The 25,403-nt window shown below is 29.8% G+C and carries 26 protein-coding genes; 5 read left to right on the top strand and 21 right to left on the bottom strand.

Going from position 1 to position 25,403, the window contains the following annotated elements; genetic code table 11:
* Window positions 1-27: 27 nt before the first annotated feature.
* The 10 genes from hypD to BV55_RS0108275 form a co-directional block, all read right to left on the bottom strand.
* The gene (hypD, locus tag BV55_RS0108320; RefSeq protein ID WP_029452369.1) at window positions 28-2,391 is read right to left on the bottom strand and encodes a trans-4-hydroxy-L-proline dehydratase; all 2,364 of its coding nucleotides are present in this window, start codon (window positions 2,389-2,391) and stop codon (window positions 28-30) included.
* 5 nt (window positions 2,392-2,396) lie between these two features.
* Window positions 2,397-3,299: a trans-4-hydroxy-L-proline dehydratase activase gene (locus BV55_RS0108315; protein WP_029452368.1), complete on the bottom strand. Its 903-nt coding sequence runs from the start codon at window positions 3,297-3,299 to the stop codon at window positions 2,397-2,399.
* 105 nt (window positions 3,300-3,404) lie between these two features.
* Window positions 3,405-3,965, bottom strand: a complete 561-nt coding sequence (locus BV55_RS0108310; protein WP_029452367.1) for a helix-turn-helix domain-containing protein — start codon at window positions 3,963-3,965, stop codon at window positions 3,405-3,407.
* 345 nt (window positions 3,966-4,310) lie between these two features.
* The gene (locus BV55_RS0108305; protein WP_029452366.1) at window positions 4,311-4,790 is read right to left on the bottom strand and encodes a UPF0158 family protein; all 480 of its coding nucleotides are present in this window, start codon (window positions 4,788-4,790) and stop codon (window positions 4,311-4,313) included.
* A 205-nt stretch (window positions 4,791-4,995) separates the two neighbouring features.
* Complete coding sequence (locus BV55_RS0108300; RefSeq protein ID WP_029452365.1) at window positions 4,996-5,652, bottom strand: hypothetical protein; 657 nt, start codon at window positions 5,650-5,652, stop codon at window positions 4,996-4,998.
* 12 nt (window positions 5,653-5,664) lie between these two features.
* On the bottom strand, window positions 5,665-6,207 hold the full coding sequence (locus tag BV55_RS0108295) for a hypothetical protein (RefSeq protein ID WP_029452364.1): 543 nt from the start codon (window positions 6,205-6,207) through the stop codon (window positions 5,665-5,667).
* Between the two features lie 137 nt (window positions 6,208-6,344).
* Entirely contained in the window at window positions 6,345-6,974 is a 630-nt protein-coding gene (locus tag BV55_RS0108290) for a TasA family protein (RefSeq protein WP_029452363.1), read from the bottom strand.
* A 32-nt stretch (window positions 6,975-7,006) separates the two neighbouring features.
* Window positions 7,007-7,576 (bottom strand): signal peptidase I, encoded by a 570-nt coding sequence (locus tag BV55_RS0108285; protein ID WP_029452362.1) that lies wholly within the window; start codon window positions 7,574-7,576, stop codon window positions 7,007-7,009.
* A gap of 14 nt (window positions 7,577-7,590) precedes the next feature.
* Window positions 7,591-9,414 carry a vWA domain-containing protein gene (locus tag BV55_RS0108280; protein ID WP_029452361.1) on the bottom strand — a complete coding sequence of 608 codons (1,824 nt, stop codon included), beginning with the start codon at window positions 9,412-9,414 and terminating at the stop codon, window positions 7,591-7,593.
* 196 nt (window positions 9,415-9,610) lie between these two features.
* A complete protein-coding gene (locus BV55_RS0108275; protein WP_029452360.1) occupies window positions 9,611-10,774 on the bottom strand; it encodes an iron-containing alcohol dehydrogenase in 1,164 nt (387 codons plus the stop codon).
* Between the two features lie 562 nt (window positions 10,775-11,336).
* On the opposite strand from BV55_RS0108275, the gene BV55_RS15585 reads away from it, so the two are divergent.
* On the top strand, window positions 11,337-11,504 hold the full coding sequence (locus tag BV55_RS15585) for a ribbon-helix-helix domain-containing protein (protein WP_146076370.1): 168 nt from the start codon (window positions 11,337-11,339) through the stop codon (window positions 11,502-11,504).
* Window positions 11,505-11,817: 313 nt separating this feature from the next.
* Entirely contained in the window at window positions 11,818-13,182 is a 1,365-nt protein-coding gene (locus BV55_RS0108265; RefSeq protein ID WP_029452359.1) for an alanine/glycine:cation symporter family protein, read from the top strand.
* A gap of 61 nt (window positions 13,183-13,243) precedes the next feature.
* Here BV55_RS0108265 and BV55_RS0108260 read toward each other — a convergent pair whose 3' ends face one another.
* The 4 genes from BV55_RS0108260 to ribH all read right to left on the bottom strand — a co-directional run bounded on the left by BV55_RS0108260 (window position 13,244) and on the right by ribH (window position 16,553).
* Window positions 13,244-14,353, bottom strand: coding sequence for a DEAD/DEAH box helicase (locus BV55_RS0108260; protein ID WP_029452358.1), 1,110 nt, complete (start codon window positions 14,351-14,353; stop codon window positions 13,244-13,246).
* 82 nt (window positions 14,354-14,435) lie between these two features.
* Window positions 14,436-14,684: a hypothetical protein gene (locus tag BV55_RS0108255; protein WP_029452357.1), complete on the bottom strand. Its 249-nt coding sequence runs from the start codon at window positions 14,682-14,684 to the stop codon at window positions 14,436-14,438.
* 32 nt (window positions 14,685-14,716) lie between these two features.
* Window positions 14,717-15,913 (bottom strand): SEC-C metal-binding domain-containing protein, encoded by a 1,197-nt coding sequence (locus BV55_RS0108250; protein ID WP_051652460.1) that lies wholly within the window; start codon window positions 15,911-15,913, stop codon window positions 14,717-14,719.
* A 178-nt stretch (window positions 15,914-16,091) separates the two neighbouring features.
* A complete protein-coding gene (ribH, locus tag BV55_RS0108245; RefSeq protein ID WP_029452355.1) occupies window positions 16,092-16,553 on the bottom strand; it encodes a 6,7-dimethyl-8-ribityllumazine synthase in 462 nt (153 codons plus the stop codon).
* 321 nt (window positions 16,554-16,874) lie between these two features.
* On the opposite strand from ribH, the gene lplA reads away from it, so the two are divergent.
* Window positions 16,875-17,870 (top strand): lipoate--protein ligase, encoded by a 996-nt coding sequence (lplA, locus tag BV55_RS0108240; protein WP_029452354.1) that lies wholly within the window; start codon window positions 16,875-16,877, stop codon window positions 17,868-17,870.
* A gap of 27 nt (window positions 17,871-17,897) precedes the next feature.
* Window positions 17,898-18,743 (top strand): lipoyl synthase, encoded by an 846-nt coding sequence (lipA, locus tag BV55_RS0108235; RefSeq protein WP_029452353.1) that lies wholly within the window; start codon window positions 17,898-17,900, stop codon window positions 18,741-18,743.
* 100 nt (window positions 18,744-18,843) lie between these two features.
* On the opposite strand, the gene BV55_RS0108230 is transcribed toward lipA, so the two are convergent.
* The 5 genes from BV55_RS0108230 to BV55_RS0108210 all read right to left on the bottom strand — a co-directional run bounded on the left by BV55_RS0108230 (window position 18,844) and on the right by BV55_RS0108210 (window position 21,682).
* Entirely contained in the window at window positions 18,844-19,860 is a 1,017-nt protein-coding gene (locus BV55_RS0108230) for a DMT family transporter (protein WP_084170520.1), read from the bottom strand.
* Window positions 19,861-19,913: 53 nt separating this feature from the next.
* Window positions 19,914-20,504, bottom strand: a complete 591-nt coding sequence (locus BV55_RS0108225) for an NUDIX hydrolase (protein ID WP_029452351.1) — start codon at window positions 20,502-20,504, stop codon at window positions 19,914-19,916.
* Between the two features lie 108 nt (window positions 20,505-20,612).
* Window positions 20,613-20,963 (bottom strand): hypothetical protein, encoded by a 351-nt coding sequence (locus BV55_RS0108220; RefSeq protein ID WP_029452350.1) that lies wholly within the window; start codon window positions 20,961-20,963, stop codon window positions 20,613-20,615.
* Between the two features lie 4 nt (window positions 20,964-20,967).
* Entirely contained in the window at window positions 20,968-21,348 is a 381-nt protein-coding gene (locus BV55_RS0108215; RefSeq protein WP_029452349.1) for a 4-fold beta flower protein, read from the bottom strand.
* Entirely contained in the window at window positions 21,320-21,682 is a 363-nt protein-coding gene (locus BV55_RS0108210; protein WP_029452348.1) for a hypothetical protein, read from the bottom strand. Before BV55_RS0108210 ends, BV55_RS0108215 begins: the two co-directional genes overlap by 29 nt.
* 319 nt (window positions 21,683-22,001) lie before the next feature.
* Between BV55_RS0108210 and BV55_RS0108200 the strand changes: the two genes are divergently transcribed.
* A complete protein-coding gene (locus BV55_RS0108200; RefSeq protein WP_029452347.1) occupies window positions 22,002-22,562 on the top strand; it encodes a hypothetical protein in 561 nt (186 codons plus the stop codon).
* 131 nt (window positions 22,563-22,693) lie between these two features.
* Here the strand turns inward: BV55_RS0108200 and BV55_RS0108195 are convergent, their stop codons facing one another.
* Window positions 22,694-23,968, bottom strand: a complete 1,275-nt coding sequence (locus BV55_RS0108195; RefSeq protein ID WP_051652459.1) for an MFS transporter — start codon at window positions 23,966-23,968, stop codon at window positions 22,694-22,696.
* 22 nt (window positions 23,969-23,990) lie between these two features.
* Window positions 23,991-25,076 (bottom strand): ArsR/SmtB family transcription factor, encoded by a 1,086-nt coding sequence (locus BV55_RS15130; RefSeq protein ID WP_051652458.1) that lies wholly within the window; start codon window positions 25,074-25,076, stop codon window positions 23,991-23,993.
* Window positions 25,077-25,403 lie beyond the last annotated feature (327 nt).

Below are 25,403 nucleotides of genomic sequence, written 5' to 3'. Positions count from 1 at the left end.
ATCCCCTTATATTTTAACAGAGCTACACTATGCAAAGGTTTGTTCAGTTCTGTCAATTATTTCATTTTGTAATACCTTATCAAGATTATTGAAATAGTCACTGTATCCTGCAACTCGTACTATAAGATTTTTGTATTCATCAGGGCTTTTTTGTGCCTCTATTAGTACTTCTTTGTTCACTACATTAAATTGAATATGGTGTCCATCTAATTTAAAGTATGACCTTACTAAATCTGCCATATTATTAAGACCCTTTTCTCCCTCTACAACGGATGGTGTAAACTTTTGATTTAACAAAGTTCCACCTGTTTTTAGATGATCCATCTTAGCTGCTGATTTAATAACTGCTGTAGGCCCTTTTAAGTCTGCCCCTTTTTCTGGTGAAATCCCTTCTGAAAGTGGAACATAAGCCTTTCTTCCATTTGAAGTTGCTCCTATAACCGATCCAAAATAAACATGGCATGTAGTTGGGAGCATATTTATTTTAAACACTCCACCCTTACCATTTTTCCTACCATCTACTTCTTTAAAGAATGCTTCAAATATCTCCTTCATTACGTCATCTGCATAGTCATCATCATTTCCGTACTTAGGAGTTCTGTCTTTTAAAAGTTTTAACACATCTTCATGGCCCTCAAAATTATCCTTTAATGTTTCAGCCAATTCATCCATAGTTATATTCTTTTTATCAAATACTTGATACTTTATAGCTGTTAGAGCATCTGTGATTGTACCTATGCCGACACCTTGTATATAACTAACATTGTATCTAGCACCACCTGCATTATAGTCTTTTCCATTGGAAATGCAATCAGACGTTACAATTGAAAGAAATGGTACTGGCATCATAGTTGCATATATTCTTTCAATAACCCTATTACCTCTTACTTTAATATCAATAAAATGCTTAAGTTGTTTTTTGTATGCTTCAAATAGTTCATCATAAGTTTTAAGTTCATTAACATTTCCTGTTTCAATTCCTAACTTTTCACCAGTCATAACATCAATACCATTATTTAAAGTTATTTCCAATATCTTTGGTAAATTAAAGTATCCTGTAAGAATATATGCTTCCTTACCAAAGGCACCGGTTTCAACACATCCACTATTTCCACCACATCTAGCATCTTCTAAAGATTTGCCTGCATTAATAAGTTCTTGAATTACAGCATCAGTATTAAACATAGATGGTTGACCCCATCCTTTTCTTGAAATCTCACAAGCTCTTTTAACAAACTTTTGTGGACTCTTCTTACTTATTTGAACATTTGAACTTGGTTGTAAAAGTTTCATTTCATCTATAACATCTAATAGAATATAACTTACATCATTAATTCCATCTGACCCATCAATCTTCACTCCACCTACATTAATGTTAGCAAAGTCTGTATAGGTTGCACTTTCCTTTAATGTTATTCCAACCTTTGGTGGTGCAGGTTGATTATTAAATTTAACCCAAAAGCATTGTAATAGTTCTTCTGCCTCATCATGAGTTAATGTACCCTCTTCAATTTCTCTTTCATAAAAAGGATTTAAATGTTGATCTAATCTTCCTGGATTATAAGCATCCCATGGATTTAATTCAGAAATAACACAAAGATGAACGAACCAATACATTTGAAGCGCCTCTCTAAAGTTTCTTGGAGCATTTGCTGGAACATGACTACACACCTTAGAAATTTCAAGAAGCTCTTCCTTAGCTACTAAATCAGTTTCTTTTTCTGCAAGTTCTTTTGCATACTCAGAATAACGTTTACCTAGTATCATTATTGCATCGCAAGCTATACTCATAGCTTCCAACTGATTCTTTTTATCTAAAGCTTCATTATCCTCGTTAAAATCAAGACTTTTTATGGACTCGTCAATATCTTTTTTAAAATCTAAGAATCCTTTTTTATATATCTTATCATCACAAACCGTATGTCCAGGACCTCTTTGTTCCATAAACTCTGTAAATATACCTGCCTTATAACAAGCTTTCCATTCTTCTGTCATATTTTCTAATATCTTATGTCTTATTGATCTCTTTTCCCAAAAAGGAATTATAACGTCTTTTTGAATCTTTACATCTTCATCTTTGACCTTAAAGGATATATTTTCACGCTTATTCATTATTTCCATATCCGTAGTAGTGTGACAACATAATTCCGGATAAGTAGGTGTACATGCTGGCTCTTCACCTCTTTCTCCAACTATTAATTCACCCTCATTTATGCAAAGTTTCTTTGTAGACATAAATTCTTTCAACACTAAAGCTCTAAGAACTGGTATAGGAACCTTACCTTCGTAAAGTTTATATACTCTATCTACTACCTGTGCTCTTTCCATAGAAATACGAGGAACTGCATTTAAACTCTCTTTTCTTAATCTTTTTACTCTGCCAGTTATCATAATTATTATCCTCCTATTTTTACTTTAATACCTGCCTTGATAAATTTATTTTTTATTTCTTCCATCCTTGCATCAGATGGCTTTTCCATGCCAGATAGCTTATACTTCATGTCTAATCTTTTATATTTATCCATACCCATTTTGTGATATGGTAATAAATTAACCTCTATTATGTTTAATTTTGATAAATAAGTAACACTCTCATCTATATTTAAATCATCATCATTAATACCTGCAATAATAGGTATCCTAACTAATACATTAGCTTCAATCTTTGATAACCTTTTCAAATTTTCAAGAATTAGTTCATTGCCAACCCCTGTGTATTTTTTATGTCTTTTAGTATCCATGATTTTAATATCATATAAAAATAAATCTACATTATCTTTTATTTCATCAAAACTTTCAAAGGATGCCTCACCACTTGTATCTATGGCTGTATGAATCCCTCGAGTTTTACAAGCTTTTAATACTTCATTTAAAAAATCTTTATATAACATGGGCTCTCCACCTGAAAATGTTACTCCCCCTCCTGATTCTTCATAAAATACTTGATCTTTTATAATTTCTTTCATAATCTCTTTAACTGATACATCTTTTCCTACGTATTCTTTAGCACTTGTAGGACAAAAGTCTGAGCATTTTCCGCAAAGTATGCATTTGTGTTTATCTGTTACTGGATACCCACCTTTGATTTCAATAGCATTTTCAGGGCATCTTTTAATACATACACCACACCCAGTACACCGCTCCTTAAAAAACAGGATTTCATGTTTTATATTTTGACTTTCTGGATTATGACACCACCAACAATTTAAAGGACATCCTTTTAAGAAAACTGTGGTACGAATTCCCGGACCATCGTGTACGGAGAACTTTTGGATATTTATTGTAGTTGCTAAAGTCAATGAAATCACCTCCCGTAAGTTAAATATGTAACAATAACTCCCTGTGTTATTGAATAAGTCCTAGTATAACCCCACTAATTATTTAATTAAATGTCGCACCATTCTCTACTTTTTGAGAATATTAGGTGTGTGAACAGCTATAAGCTTAACGGTTTTACTAGTATGGTTAGACCAGTTGTGAAAGGTTTTAGAACTGTAGTGAGCACTATCTCCTGGAAATAATTCAAACTGCTCATGGTTAATAACTAATGTTAGTATACCTTCTATAACATATATAAACTCTTCACCTTCGTGATTATAAGTTTCAACATCTTCCTTACTATTAGTAGGAAGTATTTCTATATATCTTGGCAAAAGCTCCTTATTTTCTATGTCATTAGTTAAATTATAATATATAAATTGGTTGCTATTTATTTGGAATACTTCTTTTTCATAACTACGAATTATTGGCTTTTTGCTTTGATTTGGACTTGATAAAAAATAAGATAAATCTACACCTAAAACTTCTCCTAAATTACTTAAGGTATCAATAGCTATAGTTGTTAATCCTCTTTCTAATTGGGACAAAAACCCAATAGACATTCCAGATTTAACACTTAAATCTTTAAGAGTTAAATTATTTTTAGTTCTTAATTCCTTTATCTTTTTACCTACATCATCCATCATAATCTTTTACCTCATTTCTCTATTTGTATTACTTATACCACGACTCTAAATTTGAGGTAAAATATAAGTGTGGAGCCTTACCATATTTCATATACATGAAGCATTTTTCACTATATAATATATATATGTCATTTATTTATTATGATGACTCCATTAAAACAAATACATACATTTATATTCCTTGCTCATATCAACCTTATGCCTACGTTGTGGTGTTAAAGGTTTTATCTGTTAATTAATTATATCATAATATATTAAATTTGCTTTGTCTACATCTTTTCATATATTTGAAAACTAATCTTTCTCCATAAAAAAAAAGGGACCTTGAATATTTTCAAGATCCCTTTATCTTATTAGAATATTATTATTAAAGAGCCAACTTATGACATAGTCTTTTAATTTATGCTCTTCATATTCATGCCACTTATCCAGTTCATGGTGATTCTCAAATAATACACTTTTAAAACTTCTAAAGGCTGAATCACCACTTAAAGCCTCTTTAAGTTTATCTTCAATCTCCTTAGAAACTATATTTTCATTTACAAAACTTATCATAGCATTGTTTATATAGTCTTCTGGAATAGTAGGTATAATTATGTATCTACCATTGTTGTCTTTTTTAATTTTAAATGCCTCTTCTACCAATTCTTTTTGCCAATCTTCTAATTTTGATTCTTCAAAGCTTCCTTTAGCTATACCCTCTAATTCAGAAGGAATGTTGATAACCTCACCTGTATTAGTATCTAAATATTCTTTCCCTAGCTCATCTTCATTAATTGAAAATGATTCTAAAAGTAAATCTAAATCAATATTAAGTTCTTTCATTTCTTTATATACTCCTATTTTTTTAATTTATAATATATTAAATATTGTCTTTTTGCTCTATAATATTTAATATATTATAGCATATAAAATTATATCTTTACTAATAAATATATACCTACAATTAAAAAGGGACTAGAATAAGCGTCTAGGTCCCTTTTAACTTTCATTCTTAATCAACTTCTAAATCTTATGTTTTTATTAATCTTTAGAAGTTAGTTTCATCTGTTCTTTCTTTATTTGTTAATATTTTTTCCACTCCAACTAGTATTAAAGCTATACCAGCTATGCAAAATGTAATTAAACTTATGCCGCCTGTTTTAGGAAGTCCCCAAATGTTATTTTCCTTAGGCTGCTCAACCTTTTGATTTTCATCTACATTTGCTGTAAATATCCACTGTGACTTAATATATTTATTTTGATACTTATTATCCGTTTCTTGTCCTTGAAGATACACCTTAATATCTATATCCTTACTCTCCCCTTTTTGAAAATCCCCTAAATACAAGTTTTCCTTTGAGAAGTCGCCTAAACTTCCACTATATAATTCTTCATTATCATAATCCACAGTCATTTGAAGCTGTTTAAATAAGTCTCCTTCTATATCTATTTCACTGTCTTTTTTATGGGTTAAATACAACTTAATATTATTATCCTGTGAGTTTTTTATAGTTATTTTAGAGGTTTCAATATCTCCTGGGTCAATATCTTTAATATCAAATAAGTCTTCAGAGCTTATATTAAATCCATTTGAATCACTATTTAATTCAATAACCTGTGCATATACCTGGGTCTTTACAAGTGCAATCATAAAAAAAGATATTAAAATAAATAATTTTATAACAATTTTATAATTTTTCTTCATAATCCTCCTCCTCTAATTCCATGGAAGGGAATTTAAATTCCATATACTTTTATACATTTCATTAGATGACTGCACCCCTTCTGCATAAACCCTTAATTTTAATCTCTTTCCTTTATAATCTGAAATATTATCTTCTTTATAGTCTACATTAATATTAAGTTTTGGAGTTGTAATTTCCCCTGATTCTAAAATACCTTTATAATAATAAAAGTCTTCAGAAAAAATCCACTTCTCCTTTGAAATTTCACCCATATTAATAATTACATTTTCTAAACTTAAAGAGGTATCTATCCACTGACCATTTATTTCTTCTTGCCAAACCGGTATTAATTTAACTCTTACATATGACTTTTTTGTACCCATATTCTTTATCTGAATATCCTTTACCGGAGGATTAAATTCTTCTATAATCTTTATATCTACGGTTCCCGCTTTAAGACTACTTTCAGTTTCTTTAGCATCTGTAAAATATGCCACAGTATTAAACTTAGCACCGATGATTAAAAGAGTTACTATAACTAGTGTAAATGTTAAAATTACACCTTTCTTCTTCATAGCTCCCTCCTTTTTAGATTTATTTTAAAACTATACTTAAGTTATATTCTAAATTTGACCATTACCTCCTCTAATATAAATCTAATTACAACATTATATTATTAGTACGATAATGGTCATATACTATTATCTAAATATTACTTTGCTTTATATCCTTCTAGTTCACTTTTTACTGCATCAGAAATATTCCATGCAGATAATATTGCATCATTAGAAGCTTGTATAGCTTCTACATCTAACTTCATATTAAAGGTATCTCCTTGATAGTCATTTCCAGTTCCTTCTCCATCTAATTCAACCTTTAACTTCATAAGTGCCTTCTCTGCTGTCATATCATTACCATCTTTATCTTTACTTCCATCTAATATCTCTTTGTAATAATAATAAGTATGTTCTTGACCTTCATTTGTTTTGGTTTCTCCCATTACCCAGTTAGAGTCTGGACTTAACTTTACATTCCCAATCATTTCACCCATCTTATCCCAGTTCATTTTAGTAACCTTTACTCTTACATACGCTCTTTTAGTCCCAAGATTTGGAACATCAAAATTAAACACGTTAGAATCTCCAGGATTCCAATTTTTGATTAGTTCTAATTTTTCACCATTTACATCTTTTTCACCTTGTTTTATTCCAACTGCAACTGTACCTGCCTTAAACTTACCATCAGTTTTAGCATTTCCTGTAAACCATGCTAATGTTCCCCCTGCTATTAGCGCAACTGATATTGTAACCACTGATAGGCTAGCTATTAATTTCTTTTTCATAATGAATACCCCCTAATTTTTATTTTTAATATTTACTCTTTAAAGCTCTTATCTTTTTTAATAACTTTTATTATTTTTATGGATTCATGTATTATCAGTATCCCACCTATAAGTGGTGCTAATATATAAACTCCAATCTTTTCATTTAAAAATTTCATACCCCCACCAACTTTGGGGATGGACATCTTTACAACTCCTAGAACATCTTCGTAAGGTACATATTTAGGATCATTTACCTCATTTGCATCACCCTTTGTTATATAAGAAACACCATTGTCATCTTCTTTAATTTCCACAATTCTATGAGTTGTAGCATCTTCACTTTTAGAATCTTTGAAGGTTATAACATCCTTAACCTTGATATCTTCTACAGGAGTACTTTTAGATACAATTAAACTACCTGTGTCAAAGCTAGGATTCATACTTCCACTTAAAACTATATAAATGCTATATCCCATAACACTTGGTGGCTTATCTTTGCCAATGTTACATATTGCCAAGTAAGAAAGAATTACTGTAATTAATAATAAAAATACAATTATTATATTTTCCACTATATTTAAAATTGTTTTTATTGTCGGTGTTTTCTTATCTATTTCCATATATATCTCTCCTATTATTTAATCACTGGAAATTCATTATCTATAATATCCTTATCTGTAAATCCACCTGTCTTATTAATCTTAAGAGTTACTATTACTTCTTCTTTTCTATTATTATTTGACAGTGTTATCTTTCCTTTTGAGGTTATGTCATTACCTGAAATATCTTTTATACTTATAAGATTATAATACTTTGATATATAATCAGGTAATATGCTATAATCACCTAGTTCAAGGCCCTTGTATATCTTTTCTTCCTTTGGTTCCATTATAATATTCCACTTTTGATTGTTTATTCCCTCAGCTTTTAGATAAAATTCATCTATTATACTATCAGATATATCTTTATTATCTTCATCTAAAACCACAACCTTAACTTTAACCTCCCCAACTCTTTTAACGGTTATATTAACTTCATCAGTAGCAATACATTTTCCAAAGGTGTCTTTTACTTCTAACTTATATTCAGTACTATTTGAAGGGTTAACTTTTGGATTTTCAAGAGATGAAAATTCTATCCACGTAGATTCACCTGGATTTCTACTTGACCATTTATAGCTATATTCCCCTGTAGTATTTAAATTATCTTTGTCCCAGGTTACAGTTTTATTTTCAAGGGTAGTCCAATTAATCTCACTATCAAATCCACCTGTAGCTGCAGGGTTTCCACCTAGAACTATACTATCACCTTCATATATAGTCATGTCATCTCCTGCAATAGCTGTTAAAGTACCTGGAACCTTTATATAAGGCACTGGAAATAGTTTTTCTTTATTATTACCCAAAGTATCCTGATATTTAACTTTGGCATTTTCATTTGTATCAATAAACTCACCCTTACTTCCTTCATAAGAAGCCTTAGCCTTAATAACATAAGTAAGGGTTTTACTCTCCTCACCTATTGTACCTAAGTTCCAACTTATGGTTCCTGTCTTAGCATCAAATAAAATTCGGTTTTCTGCTCCATCTAGCTGAATACTTACACCATCAAGTTTGAAGCTACCTAGGTTTAAATCAAAATTTTCTCTAACCGTCTTAGATAAAACATCAGTAACTACAACTTCTTTAGCTGCAAAGTTAATTAAACTTGCTATCTTCAAATAGATTTCAGTAAGCATATTTTCTGAATATGAGTCATAATAATTACCTTTATTAGCTATAGAAGTTAAAGTATTAACAGCAGTGATTTTTTCTGTATCTCCCATTTTATTAAAAAGCCCTACAGTAAATAAAAGATAGTTATTTTTTTTAGATTTACCAGCTTCATCTATAGCATTTTGAATTGGTCTATTATACCAAGGTTCATTTGCTATTCCATCAGATAATAGCACTATAGATTTCACTGAATCCCTATTTTCTTTAGATAATACTGAATTAGCTTTTACTAGTCCATCATAAATATTTGTGTTACCACTGGCTCTTAAATTATCTATAGTTTTATTAATAGTCTTTAAGTCATTTGTAAGTCCTAAATTCACTCTTCCCAAATCACCAAAGCTTACTATAGACACTCTATTATTAGGGTTATCTGAAATAATCTTTGTTGAAAATTCCTTAGCTGCGTTTTTTCCATTTTCAAATCTATTCCCATCCATACTTCCTGACCTATCTATTACAAGAACGGTATCTACAGGTTTAATATTTTGAAGTTTCCCTTTTACATTTAGTTCAACTTCATATTCCCTATTACAAGGAGATAAAAGTTTGGACTTTTTATCAACTTCTATGGATTCGTTATTTTCTAAAGCTTTGGTGTGTATAGAAGTATTTGTGCCCATTATCACCAACGTCATTATTAAAAACACTGATATAGCTTTTACTACTTGTAGCCTTGTCATAATTTTCACCTCCTTCTATTTACACATTGCCCATTTTATAAGCTTATTCATTATTAAATATAGGCTATAATATGGCACTCTTAAATATATTGAAATTATTCCATTAATATGCACATTAAAAACACCTAGGATAATATTAATCCTAGGTGTTTTTATATTTATTATATATTTATAAGTCTTACTCTATAATCTTTTATTAAAAAGCTGCTTTATATATACTTAATACATCTTTTGAATCTAAAGGTAGGAAATTACCAAGACTGCCTCTTACAGTTGCTTGCTTTGCCATCTCTTCTAACTTTTCTTCTTCTATACCAACTTCTCTTAATATGGAAGGTATACCTAAAGATATAAAGAACTTCTTTGTTTCTTCTATTGACTTATGTGCTATTTCATATTTGTCTAAATTCTCATCAATATTCCAAACATTAACTCCATACTCCACAAATTTATTTAATGTATCATCATTTAAAACATATTCCATCCAATGTGGTGTTAATATTGCAAGCCCTACACCGTGAGTAATATCATAAAATGCACTTAACTCATGTTCCATTGGGTGAACACTCCAGTTTGTTTCTTTTCCATAAGTTAAAAGACCGTTTATTGCAAGACTTGAAGCCCACATAAGGTTAGATCTAGCTTCATAATCTTCAGGATTTTCCATGGCCTTTGGTCCATAATTTATGCAAGTTTTAAGTAATGCTTCTGCCATTCTGTCTTGAAGATAAACTCCCTTTGTATTATTGAAATACACTTCAAAAATATGGCTCATTATATCTGCTGTACCTGCTGCTGTTTGACTCTTTGGAACAGTAAATGTATTTGTTGGATCTAAAATCGAAAACTTAGGAGCCATATCTTTATGACCTGTTCCAAGTTTTTGATTAGTTTCTAAATTTGTAATTACTGCACCTGCATCCATTTCAGATCCTGTAGCAGATAATGTAAGTATGCTTGCAATTGGAAGAACCTTTTTTATTTTTCTTGGGTCTATAACTAAGTCCCATGGTTCTCCATCATAGCATGCAGCTGCTCCTATAACTTTTGAACAATCAATTGAACTTCCTCCACCTACAGCAAGTATAATATCTATATTATTTTCTTTGCAAATTTCTGCACCTTTTCTTACACTTGTTATTCTTGGATTTGGCTCTACACCAGGAAGTTCCCAAAAACTAATGTCATTTTTATTGAAAATATCCACAACCTTACCATATAGTCCGCTTTTCTTTATGCTTCCACCGCCATAAACAAGTAGAACCTTAGAACCATAATTTTTTATTTGCTTTCCCAAAACATTTATCTGATCTGTTCCAAAAAATATTTTTGTTGGAATTGAATAATTAAAATTTATCATATTGAACTCTCCTTTTTATTATATATTATTAAGTTTGAATTTTTTTATAATATATAACTACCTTTAAAACTTAATTTTCTATTGTTGTATATCATAATCTTACTACAATAAGTATCATAATTAAATATATATTTTATAAACATTTAATTAAATAAGACCAGGGAATATTTCTACTCCCTGGCCACAAGATTAGTGAATATATGGAGACTTTAAAATCATTTTCGGTATAAGCCTAAATAATCATACTTAAAATCTTTTTCCATCGGAATCACCTCTCTATAATAATATTGTGTGCATAATACAAATTAATATTCCTGGTAATTTTAGCTAAATCATATTTTAATTTTAATATCGCTTATTTTTTGTTAATGAAGTTTCTATATAATATTTTTTACTTTCATGATCATATTTTTTTAAAACTTGTGGCATTTTTATATTTAATATAGTATACTATATATATGATAACGTTTAAATGTGATATACAATATCTTTTTTTATGGCTAAATAGTATATTTGCATTAGATATTTGTATATTATTAATAATTTTTGGAGGTATGTTTTTATGAGTAACGGTACTTTTAAGATTTCCGAAGAAATATTAAATCAGGTTAAGCATTTAGCAGAAGAATCTGGCATGTCAAAAGAAGATTTTGTACATTGCCTCGCTAAATTTTATGATGTGAACGACTCTAACGATTGTCGTTGCTATTACGACAGCTTCACAGCTTAGGTTTTTACTTTAATTTTAACATTTATATACTCCAAATATGGCAACTACTTAAAAAAGTCACCTTAAGTAGTTGCCATATTTTTATTTTGACCTATTATTCTTATTTTAACTTTTCTATAATATACTATAAAAATAATCCTTTAATCAAAATGAATTTACTTCTACCTCAATAATATTATTTTATAAACAAGGTTTAATTGACAATATTTCATTACTACTATGGTGTATACTTATATAATTACTATAATATATAGTATACACAAATAAGTCCATCGCACTTAATCAGTAATAAAATAAAAGGGAGATGTTATACATGAACTTACTAGAAGTCATAGGTAAAATTTCAGATTTTATTTGGGGTCCGCCCTTACTAATTTTACTTGTAGGTGGTGGTATTATTCTTACTGTTACACTAGGCTTTTTTCAATTTAGATATCTACCTTTCATATTAAAGGAAACCTTTGGAAAAATGTTTAAAAAGCCTACTGGTGAAGGTACTATAACCCCCTTTCAAGCAGCGTGTTCAGCATTAGCATCTACTGTAGGTGCTGCAAACATCGTAGGTGTTCCTGTTGCAATAGCTTTAGGTGGTCCTGGAGCAATATTTTGGATGTGGGTAGTTGCTCTTTTGGGACAAGCTACTAAATTCTCTGAGATTATACTTGGCATAAAGTATAGAGAAAAAAATAATCTAGGAGAATATGTTGGAGGTCCTATATATTATTTGAAAAAGGGATTAAAGTCTCCAATATTAGGTGTGATGTGTTCCTTCTTTTTTATGCTTGAAATAATTCCATCTATTTCAGCACAATCCCTTTCAGTATGTCAAACTGTAGAAACTATAGGAATACCAAAGATTATAACAGCCATTGTAATGGCATCATTAGTTGCCCTAGTAGTATATGGTGGCATTAAAAGAATTGGCCAAGTAACAGAAAGATTGGTTCCTTTTATGGCATTAATATTTATAATTTCAACTATGATTATTATCATAATGAACATTTCAAATCTTCCTCATGTATTTTCTTTGATCTTTAAAGGTGCATTTTCTCCTATGGCTGCTATAGGTGGCTTTGGTGGTTCTGCTATAGCCTCAACAATAAGGTGGGGTATGGCAAGAGGTCTTTATTCAAATGAGGCTGGTATGGGAAGTGCTCCAATAGCGCATTCAGCAGCTATTACAGATCATCCAGTTCGTCAAGCCTTATGGGGTGTATTTGAAGTGATAGTAGATACACTTGTAATATGTACTATGACAGCCTTAGCAATTTTAACTACTGGTGTCTGGGAACAATTACCTGCAGATAAGGCAGCTTCAATGCCAGCACTAGTCTTTCAAAATGCATTTGGTCATAACTTAGGTGGGATAATTATATCAATAAGCTTACTACTTTTTGTATTATCCACAATCATTGTAATAACATTTTATTGTGAAAAGATGGCTGAATCACTTTTTGGATTAAAATTTTCAAAGTTTATTAGGCTACTTTGTATTATATCCATAATATGGGGAGCAGTTGGTTCTCTTGAATCTTTATTTTCTATATTAGATTTGTTATTAGCTCTTGTTGTTATACCTAATATGATAGGAATTGTATTAATGAGACATGAAGTAAAAGAACTAAAAGATGAATTTTTTAATGATCCTAATTTTTATCCTGGAGCAAAGATAAAATAAAAAAATTAAAACAAGGTTCTACATTCTAGTGAACCTTGTTTTAATTATGAGCTTAGTATTCCTATAAGCCATTCATAACAGGAATCTTTAGCTGTATTTGCCTTTCTATCATATTTAGAAGGTTTTTATCTTTTGGATCTACAAATAAATATGAACATCCAAGCTCACCAGCTCTTCCTGTTCTTCCTATACGATGTATATATCCTTCAGCAGTTTCTGGTATATCATAATTATATATATGAGTAACGCCAGTTATATCTAAGCCCCTTGATGCTACATCTGTAGCTATTAAATATTGAATCTCACAATTTTTAAAAGACTTCATTATCTTTTCTCTTTTTGATTGAGTTATATCAGAATGTAGCTTTTTACAATTGTATCCTCGTTTAAAAAGCGCCATTTCAAGGTCATCAACTCTTCTTTTAGTCCTACAAAAAATAATGGCCATAAATGGATTATTTTCATCTAAGACTTTACATAAAGCATCTTGCTTCTTTCTATCTGTAGTTTCCACCAAAAATTGCTTTATATTTTTAAGGGTTACTTCTTCTTTCTCAATTACCACTACCTTAGGATCAATCATATATCTATAAGCTAGCTTTTTAACATCGGAATTCATAGTTGCTGAAAAGCAAAGAGTCTGCCTGTTTTTGGGTGTTTCCTTTATTATAGCTTCTACATCACCTTTAAATCCCATAAGAAGCATTTGATCTGCCTCATCTAATACTAATGTTTTTAACTTATCAAGCTTTACAGTTCCCCTTGAAAGATGATCTATAAGCCTTCCTGGAGTTGCAATTATAAGGTGAACATTGCCTTGTAGTTTTTTCAATTGGGAACCTGTATCTTTACCGCCATAAATAGCCAATATGTTTAAATCTTTTGCTTCTTTAAGTTTCATCGCTTCCTCTGTTATTTGAATAGCTAGCTCTCTTGTTGGCGTAACTATTAATCCCTGAATGCTATTTATGTCAGAAGACATATTTTCAAACATGGGTAATAAAAACGCTAATGTTTTTCCTGTTCCTGTTTGCGCCTCCGCTATAACATCCTTACCATCTTTTATAATTTTTATACTACCTTCTTGAATTGGTGTGGGCTCTGTTATTCCTTGAAGCTTTAAATTCTTTATAATACTCTCACTAATACCTAAACTGTTAAAATTTATCATTATTTTGATTACCCCTCTATTTTAAACCATATTTAAATTTATCTACTATAATCTAGTTAAACTTTTACCTACATAATGTTCTCTATAATATCTTTTCTACATATTCTACAGCTTCATCCTCGATTTTATAATTACCTCTATTTTCTTGCTTTTTTATAAAGTTCTTTGATATTAAGGATTCAAGAGAAGCCTTTAGTATTTTTTTATCAACTCTGTCCTCTTCTAGATTAGCTGCATATCTTATCTTAGCTAAACTTTGTGGTGATTTCAACTTGTTTTCATAAAGGTATCTCAATATATTATCTTCTGTTTCCTTTATCTTATCATTCATAAATCCACGTCCTTACAACTATATTTTAGAGACTATCTATCTCCAATTTCTATTATGTTTGAAGCACAACACTTCTTATATTTTTTTCCACTGCCGCAAGGACAAGGATCATTTCTTCCTATCTTTTCTACCTTTTGAGTATCTTCCATAGACATTCTAAGTTCATTTGGACTATATCCTTTAATTAGCCATTGCTTTGTACTATTTGCAAATTTAGTTACCTCGCTCGTAACGATATTAATAAGTTCAACATCTTCTTTATCAAAGCTTTTTAAGAATTCTAACATATACTTTGAAGGCAATTCACCATTTTGTATATCCACTAATAAATCAAATATTAAATCTTCTGCATCCTCTTTGTCCATGTCAAAATTTTCCACTAAAAACTTTTTGATATTTTTTTGTGCCTTTGTTTCACGTATATTACCTAAGGTTGCAACATCTAATATTTCTTTTTTTGTAAAATTGTAAAAGTTCAAATCTTCCCTAGAACTTTGTTTTTCTAGGATATAATTTGAATTCTGTACAGTTATATCTGCACCTATATATCCGTTACAATCAAATTCTCCATAATAAATAGCAGCATCAATTAACATAATTTCAAGGGGCATCTCTGATATATCATAGTCTATATACCTTTTTACAAGTTCTTTAAAGTCATCTATTAGTAAAACTCCATAATGATAGCACATTCCCCAAAAAAGTTTTATTACCTCTTCATTCTTCTTCATCTCAGCTCTAAATTCTTTATTATCATAACTTAAAATTATAGGTTGTAGTTCTTTTGGCATTATAACCACATATTTATCTTTTATAATCCCTGTAAATATAAATGCTCTATCAGAAAGATAGTATGCAGTATCTATGTCTACATCTATAATATTATCATATTCTTTGTATCCACCTGATTTTGCTAAGTCTAAAAGATATTCAAACCTAAGGTTATCCATATTTTCAGTGAGCATAATTACTCTATCTTCATATAGCTCAATTATATTATTTTTCAATTCTTCTTTATTTAATTTACTTACTTTATTTATATAAAGATTTTTAGCTATATATAAAAGCTCTTCTTTCGTTATTTTGCTTAAATTATAATCTAACGTTGCATCTTTCTCCGTTGACTGCCACTTTTTATTTTCCATCTTTTTAAGTTTAGTCAGTTTATCCTGTAAATATTTTATTTCTATAAGATCCTTATCTGATTGTGATTCTAATTCTTTATCCAAAACTTTTCTCCCTTTTGCATTCTTCTATTTTGATGTGTTGATTAACTATAATCTTCACAAATTGCTATTTTAATATTATACCATAAATATTTTTTCTCATATATAGTACAACTCTAACACAATAATGCAAAATCAATTTAAAATATATTTATAAACTTTTTATGAGACTTAACTTTTACTAAATTATATCTAGTAAATTAACCATTTCCATAGCTTTAATAGCTGCATTATATCCATTGTTTTCAGATTCTATTCTGGACTTTTCAATAGCTTCTTCAATTGTATTTGTAATTAAAATACCGTTTATAACTGGTTTTTCTGCGCTTAATGAAACTACTGAAATTGCTTTACATACCTCTAAACAAACATAATCAAAATAAGAAATAGATCCTTTAGTAATAACCCCTAAACATATTACCGCATCATACATTTCATTATTTGCCATCTTTTTAGCCACTAGCGGAATCTCAATATCACTAGGCACCCAGGCTACTGCAATATATTCATCCTTTATTCCATGTTTTTTTAATGCTTCTAACGTACCACTCAATAATTCTAAAGCTATCTCCTTATTTAATGCGCTTACCACAATGCCAATTTTTATTCCTCTTCCTAGCAATTTACCTTGAAGTATCTTCACATTAATTCCCCCTTGTATAATGTAGTTATAACCTTCGTATGAAACTAAACACATATTTGTCAAATATTATAATTATTGTTTTAATTTATTTCATAATTATATTATATACATAATCTCACTTACTTTGTTAATAAATAAACAGAATTTTCAAATAAACTGCATTTTGTGAATCTTATTTGATTAATTGCTAAATCTTAGTTATAATTTAATTGTATTATTGAAATATATCTATTGAGATGTGTTTCATAGTAACGCGTTCTTTCATAATAACCTTTTAAACCTGAATGTTAATCTTATAACGAATAATGGAGGTCAAAAGTTATGATATACGTAGTTAATAATAGTAATAACTCTTATTTTAATCACGCTGCCGAGGAATATTTATTAACGAATTTTCAAGATGAAATTTTTATGCTTTGGATAAACAAACCTTCAATATTAATAGGTCGAAATCAAAATACCTTATCAGAAATAGACTCTGATTACATAAAGTCAAACAACATAGATGTGGTTAGAAGGCTTTCTGGAGGAGGCGCTGTATTTAATGACTTAGGTAATATGAACTTTACATTCATAACTAATAGATCTAATTCTAACATTGCAACTAAAGATGGATTTGAAAGATTTGCTCTTCCAGTTATAAAGGCTTTAGATTCATTAAATGTAAAGGCTGAATTTACAGGCAGAAATGATATCACTATAGATGGTAAGAAGTTTTCTGGTAATGCACAATACTTCAGCAAGGACAAGCTGCTTCACCATGGCACTTTGATGTATAATTGCAATCTTGACTCTCTCTCTAACGCCCTTAAATGTAAACCTTTAAAATTTAAAGATAAGGGTATTAAGTCAATATCTTCAAGGGTTACAAATATATCACCTCACATGAATAGTCCAATGAATTTATATGAATTTAAAGACTATCTTATGAACTTTGTAATGAAGTGCAATGATATAACCACCGTTTATGAACTTACGGATCAAGATATAGTTGAAATAGAAAAAATAATGAAATCAAGATTTGAAACCTGGGAATGGAATTATGGAAAGAGCCCTACCTACTCCTATGAACATTCTTCAAAATATCCCTGTGGATCTATTGAGTATCACGTTAATGTTAATAATGGCATTATCACTAACATCTCATTATACGGAGACTTTTTTGGAGAAAAAGATATTAGTGAATTAGAATCTAAAATTATAGGTATAAATCATAATTTAACTGATCTTAGTGAAGCTTTAAAAGACGTGGTAATGGATGAATATGTGAAAGGTCTTTCAACTTTTGAATTCTTAAATGGGTTAATGAATATATAAACTTAATTACATAAGGGGGTATTTTATATGATAAGAAAGCCAGAATGGATAAGGGTAAAAATGCAAGGAGGAATTAAGACTAATGAGGTTAATGCCTTAGTATCAGACCTTTCTCTTAATACTGTATGTTCCGAAGCAAACTGTCCAAATAGAATGGAATGTTTTGAAAGAGGCACTGCAACCTTTATGTTGCTAGGTAAAAACTGTACTAGAAACTGCACCTTTTGCAACGTTACTAGGGAAGCTCCAGAACCCGTAGATCCTATGGAACCTGAAAATGTAGCAAAGGCTATTAAGAGGCTTGGATTAAAACACGCTGTTATAACCTCCGTTACTAGGGATGATTTAAAGGATCAAGGTGCTATGCAATTCGTAAAAGTTACAGAGGAAATAAGAAAACTTACACCTCATGTATCAATTGAACTTTTAATACCTGATATGAGGGGAAATAAAGATCTTATAGCCCTTATTATAAATTCTGAACCTGATGTTTTAAATCATAATGTAGAAACAGTTCCTGAACTTTATTCTAAAGTAAGACCTATGGCAGTGTTTGAAAGATCCCTAGGTCTTCTTGAATATGTAAAAATTCAAAAACCAAATATGAAAACTAAATCTGGAATTATGCTAGGACTTGGAGAAACGGAAGATCAAATAATTAGAGCAATGAAAAGACTTGTAGACGTACATTGCGACATGTTAACTCTAGGACAATATCTACAACCTACCTTAAAACATCTTGATGTTGTAGAATATATAACCCCAGAAAAATTTGATTACTATAAAGATGTTGCTCTTTCTTTAGGTTTTAAGAGAGTTTCCTCTGCGCCTTTAGTTAGAAGCTCTTACCACGCAGATGCAATAGATTTTTAGTTCTTTAGATTTTTAAATAAAAGCCCTTTGTTAAAAATTTTAACAAAGGGCTTTTATTTAAAGTTTTATGTTCAAATACAAATACTTATCTATTTATGATCTATAACTTCATCTGCGATTTAGCCTTTGGCTCTGTGTTAATTACTATTATACCTAGTATGACCAATATAACAGCAATTACAACATTAGTTCCAAGTGATCTTTCACCAAGAAAGACGTAGGATAAAAGCACGCCAAATAAAGGTATAGAAAACTTATATATAGTAACCTTACCAACACCATTATACTTAAGTAAAACTGTCCATATAGAAAAAGCTGCAGCAGATATAAATCCTAGATATAAAAGAAGTACTGAACCTTTAGGTGTAAAGTTAAGTCCTCTAGCTCCCCCCATAAATCCTGATAATATTAAAAATATAGATCCAATAAATAATTGGTATGCTGAAATAGCAAAGGGCGATATGTCTTTTGCTATCTTTTTAGTATATATACCCGCTAAAGCACCTACTAAACTAGATATTACAACAAATCCTTCTCCTGTAAATGTAAATCTGCCTTGAATCTTACCACCATTCATATTTACAATAGCTACACCCATAAAACCAAGAACTACACCTACTATTCTTCTAAAACTAAGCTTATCTTCTTTATAAAAAAAATGAGCAATAATGACACTAAAAAATGTATTTGTAGCCGCTAATATAGAGCCCTTAGTACCTGTAGTATTTGAAAGCCCTATATAAAAAAATACATATTGTATTGATGTTTGTACAACTCCTAAAAAAGCAACCTTTGATAGATCTTCTTTCTTTACCTTTAAAGTTCTACCTGTTGCGATGCAAAATATAAATATCATAATAGATGATATTAAAAATCTAAACCCCGCAAAAATTATCTTCTGATATGTATCATCTCCGCCTATTGAAAACATTTCATAACCTACCTTTACTGAAGAAAAAGCACTCCCCCATAAAAAGCAGCTTATTAATGCTAAAATCATAATCATATATGATTTATTAAATATTATCTCTTCTTTATCATTACTCTTATTTTCAATTGTTTTATTTTGAGTATCATCTTTTTTTTCATTAGTACCCTTATAATTATTAAGTTTCAATAGTATCTCTCCTTTTGATTATGAACAGGTTGTAATTTGAAAAATGTATGAGATTATAAATCAATAAAATTTTGTATCATAAGCAAGGCCTTAATATCAATCTTTTTATTAGATTTAAGCACTTCTTTAGCTTCATCTTTAGAAAGTAGCATAATATCAATATCTTCATCAGCTTCTAGGTAGTTCTTTGATATACTTCCAGTGCACGTACAATATACTAAAGACACAGATTCATCCGTCATTCCAGTTGAAATATATACCTTAGACTTTGTCTTCTCATAATCAATTTCAAGTAGGTCTAGTCCAGTTTCCTCTTTTAGTTCACGTTTTGCTGTGTCTTTAAAATCTTCATCCTTGTCTATAAGCCCTGCCGGCAATTCGTAAACATAATCATTGATAGGTACCCTAAATTGTTTTATAACCACAAGTTTTTTCTCTTCTACATGTGTTGCTATTATTATAACAGCATCAACGGTATCCTCTTCTTCATTAAAGAACTTATCCCTTAATGTACTTAAATCTTTTCTAGATGCAATAGACCAATTTCTAGTATCACCGTTTTTGTTTACATATTCCGCATTATATAACTTTAAATACTTTGTATCTGCTAGAGTTTTAATATCTTTTATTTTAACCTTACTCATAAAATCCTCCTTTGTTACACTATAATATATATAATACAATTATAAATCACCTATATACAACCCCGCAACCCTTTGTCATGTTATCATCTATTTTAGATAATGTTAGTGTTAATCCTTTGAATTCTCATTATTTACTTCTCTTACTAATATATTATTATAAGCACTACCAAATAGTAACATATTGCCTCTCTTCCATCTATCCTCTATTTCATCTATACCTCTTGATCTAATATATATTATAAGCACATCTTTTTCTTTAGTATTTCTAACATTTATATATCCTTTATTATCTAAATAATAAAGAGCTGCTAAAACATTTGATATATTTTCTGATTCTATTTTATACCTTTGAGTTTGAATTTCTCCATAGTAACAAACATTAAATAGACTTTGGTAAAGTTCCCATAGTATCTTAAGCCTTAATAAATCATTTTCTAGTGGTAATAAACTAACACCCATAATACTATTGGTCTAACCATTGGCTAAAAGTTAAAGGTGACCATCCGCCTATTGCTTTAGGTGCCTTTGGTGGGTTTAATGGTTTTTCACTAATTAGAGGTTTTGGAGGTGGAAGTGGTTTATATGCCTTTAATGGCTCTTCTACCTCAGAAAGTCCACCTATCACTGGTGAATCTGGATTCCAAGCAACTACTTTTCCATCCCTATCTAAACAATTTGTATTCTTAAGTTTGCCAATCCAATTAAGTTTCTTTACAGACCAAACATATCCGTTATTTATATATGCTACCCAATTAAGCTCAGTATCAAATATATGCTCTCTATTATAGAGCCACCCTACAAAATTTGCCCTTTTATCAAACAGAGCCTCTAGAAATGTTTCCATCACCATCACTCCCTCTTATATCTTCCTCTACAGGTATCAATACATCTTTATAAATATTGGATAATAGTAGCTCTCCACTTTCTTGAATAGCCCTCTCTATTTCATCTATGCCATTACCTAAAATATAAGCTGACACAGTTTTATCTTTTTCTATATTAAAGAAAATCCACCTTCTAAAGTTTATATAGTAAAGTGCAGCAATTACATCTATTCTACAATCCTTCGGTACCCTATAGTTTATATCAACGCAAGATTCGTATCCATAAGTAAAAAAGTCATAATATAATTGTATTAACAATCCATATCTTAATAATTTTTTTGATACTAAATCCATAGCTTCCCCTCATGATTAGTAATATATTATAATATACTCCTAGTTTAACCTAAATATACACTAGATACCTCTAGAGAAAACACTTTATCCGATGGCTACCATCCGTAACACCCCTATCCTCTTCAAGGTGGGGGATGACGGATGCTACGCCCCTGGATAAGTTCTTCTAAGACTCAGATGGAGAGATGTATTCCTTATAAGCAAACTCCACCTGAGTCTAAGAATCACTTGATAATCCCTAAATAATTAAATTCTTCTGTCACCTTTTAAATGTAAATACATACCTTATTATTGTAGTTAAATCTCTTGGAGGTATTAAATGTATTATAGAAACGGTAATAACAACATAGAAAGTACTTTAAACCAAGATCGTCGCAAAAAAAACGAGAAATGTTGTAACGAAAATTATAAAGAAAAATCTAAAGAAGACTCTAAAAAAAGTTGTGATGATGACTTTAAAATGATGCCTTATAATGAGCAATGTGAGATGATGCCCTATAATCAACCATGTCAAATGATGCCTTGCTATTGTTGTCATCCAATAATGCCCTTATGTCCAATGATGATGGATAATCAAATTCCTATGATGAATCCTAATATGATGAAGCCCGACATGATGATTACTCCTATGATAAAGCCTTCTACTCCAATGTGCAATGAAAATATGATGCCAATTACTAAAAATCCTTGCGATAAATGTCGCTCAGAAGATAATATAGAGGAGGATAATCTATATAGAGCTCCTTACCATAATATGAATATGCATAATCAATATAATCCTAATCACAATAATTACTATCATCATCCTTACTATAATAATTACTATCATCCTTATTATCATAATCACATGGATATACCTTGGTGGATATATTTCCTATAGTAAAATACATCTAATTACTTTGCTTATCATACTAAATATTAATTTTTACAAAAATATATACTTTCAAAAAGTAAAGTATGCAAAATAAAATACCCAGTAGATATGTTCTAAATCATCTACTGGGTGTTTTATTATGCCAAGGATATGGTTTCTTTTTCTTTTAAAGAAGTAGCTAATAGGGACTTTTTAAAAACCATCATAGTTATTATAATTATAATAGCTGATATTAACACACAAATAGTAGTAGATATATTATCATAAAGTAACCCAAAGATTAGCTGTGCTAATGGCATTGATGCCATGCATCCTGTATTCATAACAGTACCGACTCTACCCATCATATCTAAAGGGACTATTTGTTGAAACATTATACTTATGGATATATTAACCACTCCCATTGCCATTACTAAAACAAATTCTGCAATGATAAGGCTTATATATGGTACTAAGCTACTATCAAAAAGATTTAAATACGGTTCATAGGGTATTATTGACATTAAGGCTATAAAAAATCCAATACTAAGTAACCCTCCAAATAACACCTTATTAAATTCAAACTTTTTACCTATAAAACTACATAGAAAAGGCGAAATTATCATGGCGGATGTTGCAAAGGTTTCAAGCATTCCATATTGCATATCGCTTATCTTCAATACACTTTTTGATATATATATTAACCCTATAGAAAGAGGTGCTCCTCCAAAATTTACTAAAACAGCTATGCATATTACACTAAATAATATTTTACTATTTTTTATAAACATAATGCCCTCTTTAAAATCTTTGTTAAAACTCGTAATGTTTATAACCTCAGGCTTTTTATTAACTTTAGGTATATCTATAAACATTTCACTTATACTTGACAATATAAAGCTTATAGAGTTTATTACTAATATTGTAAATAACCCATAAACTCCGAATAAGGCACCAGCAATCATAGGAGAGATTAAATTTCCTATATTCATTATAAGCGAATTAATACTATTGGCCTCCACCAATTCCTCCTTCTTCACAATACTTGGAATCACTGTAGATATTGCAGGCTGAAACAATACAGAAATTAATGATAGCAGTATAGCAAATATATATATACTACCTAAAGAAAGCTCTCCATTTATATAAAATAAAATTGCATATATTCCTATTAAAATTCCGTTTACCATATCTAAATAAACTATTATCTTCTTTCTATCTAACCAATCTACAAAAACCCCTGCCATAGGTCCTAGTATAAGTTGGGGAATAATTGTAACCATAAGAACTGTAGCAAATTTTGATGCGGAACCTGTTATTTTAAATACATAAAGAGATAATGCAAAATTTTGCATCTGTGTGCCTACTAATGATACAAGCTTCCCCCACATAAGAAGTCCAAAATTCTTTTCTTTTAATAAACTAACTCTCATAATACCCATGCCCCCTAATTATTTATTTTAATTCTAATTGTTCCCTTATAAAATCTATACTTTTTTCTAAAGTATTTTTGTTCAATAAATAAAAAGCTTTTTTATTTCTTTTATCAATATTAACTAAATTTGCTCCAACTAAAAAACTCATGTGATAGGACACTGTCGCATTGGTAATCCCAAGGATTTCTGCTATTTCTCCTTGAGAGTAATCCTCCTTTTTTGTCAGCAACTTTAGGATTTCAAACCTATTTTTATCACAAAGATTTTTATATACCATAAGGTTAGTTTGAAGTCTATTCTCCTCCTCTCCACCTATCATCTTAAGATGATTTTCATAATAAGCTCCAAGAAAAATATACATAGTATCATCATTCATTACAAAGTTTATACCATACCCTTGACCATAATTAGTTGTAACATATATATCATTAAAGGAATCATAATTTACAATCTTTCTAGTAGTCTTATTTAAAAAATCTAAAGACTTTTTATTGTTATTAATATTTTTCTCTAACCTTTCATTTAACTTTTCCATTAACTTATTTCTTGTACCTTTAAATTGCTCATATATATAAGTGGAGGATCTGATAAATTCAATAAATTCTTTAAATTCAATTTCTGTATCATTAATAAAACAAGACAAATCCCATTTTAGTGATGATGTAAATTCGGAGTTCTTTATAGCTTTCAATATTTCCTCATCGCTTTTACATATTTCCTTTAGTTTATCTTCACACTCTTCCCCTTTAGAATTATGTACCACCGCTAAAATATAGAGTTTTTTGTCCACATTACTTTTGTTTTCTAACATACTAATATATTCTTCTATATCTTTACACTTCCAAAAGTCTTCATTGTTATATAAAAAATCAGCCAAAGAATAATTTTCTTCTGTATGATGCTTAAAATATTTTTCCAAATTCTTTTTATCTACTAAAGATTCCTTTCTAACGTGAACTACAAAGTCCTTTATCTGTGAGTCTATCCTTTCCCCGCTTTCATCTTTTTCTATTTTTTCAATATACTTTTCTAAATTTGCTATCATATCTAATATTAAAAAATAATCTCTTAACTCTCCTGGTAATGCATTAAATACTATTTTCATATTAACATAGTTCCTCCTTTATTTTATATACATCTAATTTAGTGCAATATCATGCATATATCTAACCTAATATAAATTTATATATATACGTAGTCAAATGCCCATTTAGATATTCATCTAATTACTATTGTATTCATATAATTACTTATATTCAACCCTATTTAGGTAAATATCTAAAATGAATCTATATATCTTGATAATAAAAAAAATAAAATAATGTGCTTTTATTAAATCACATTATTTTATATCTAATAATTTTATTTTATATTTATCCAAACATTTTTAACTTCTTTTATCCGATGGCTACCATCCGTAACACCCTCTCCT

This window comes from Clostridium algidicarnis, assembly GCF_000703125.1.
GTDB classification, from domain to species: Bacteria; Bacillota; Clostridia; order Clostridiales; family Clostridiaceae; genus Clostridium_L; species Clostridium_L algidicarnis.
The sequence above is the reverse complement of the archived record's forward strand: the minus strand, read 5'-3'. Positions and strand labels throughout refer to the sequence as shown.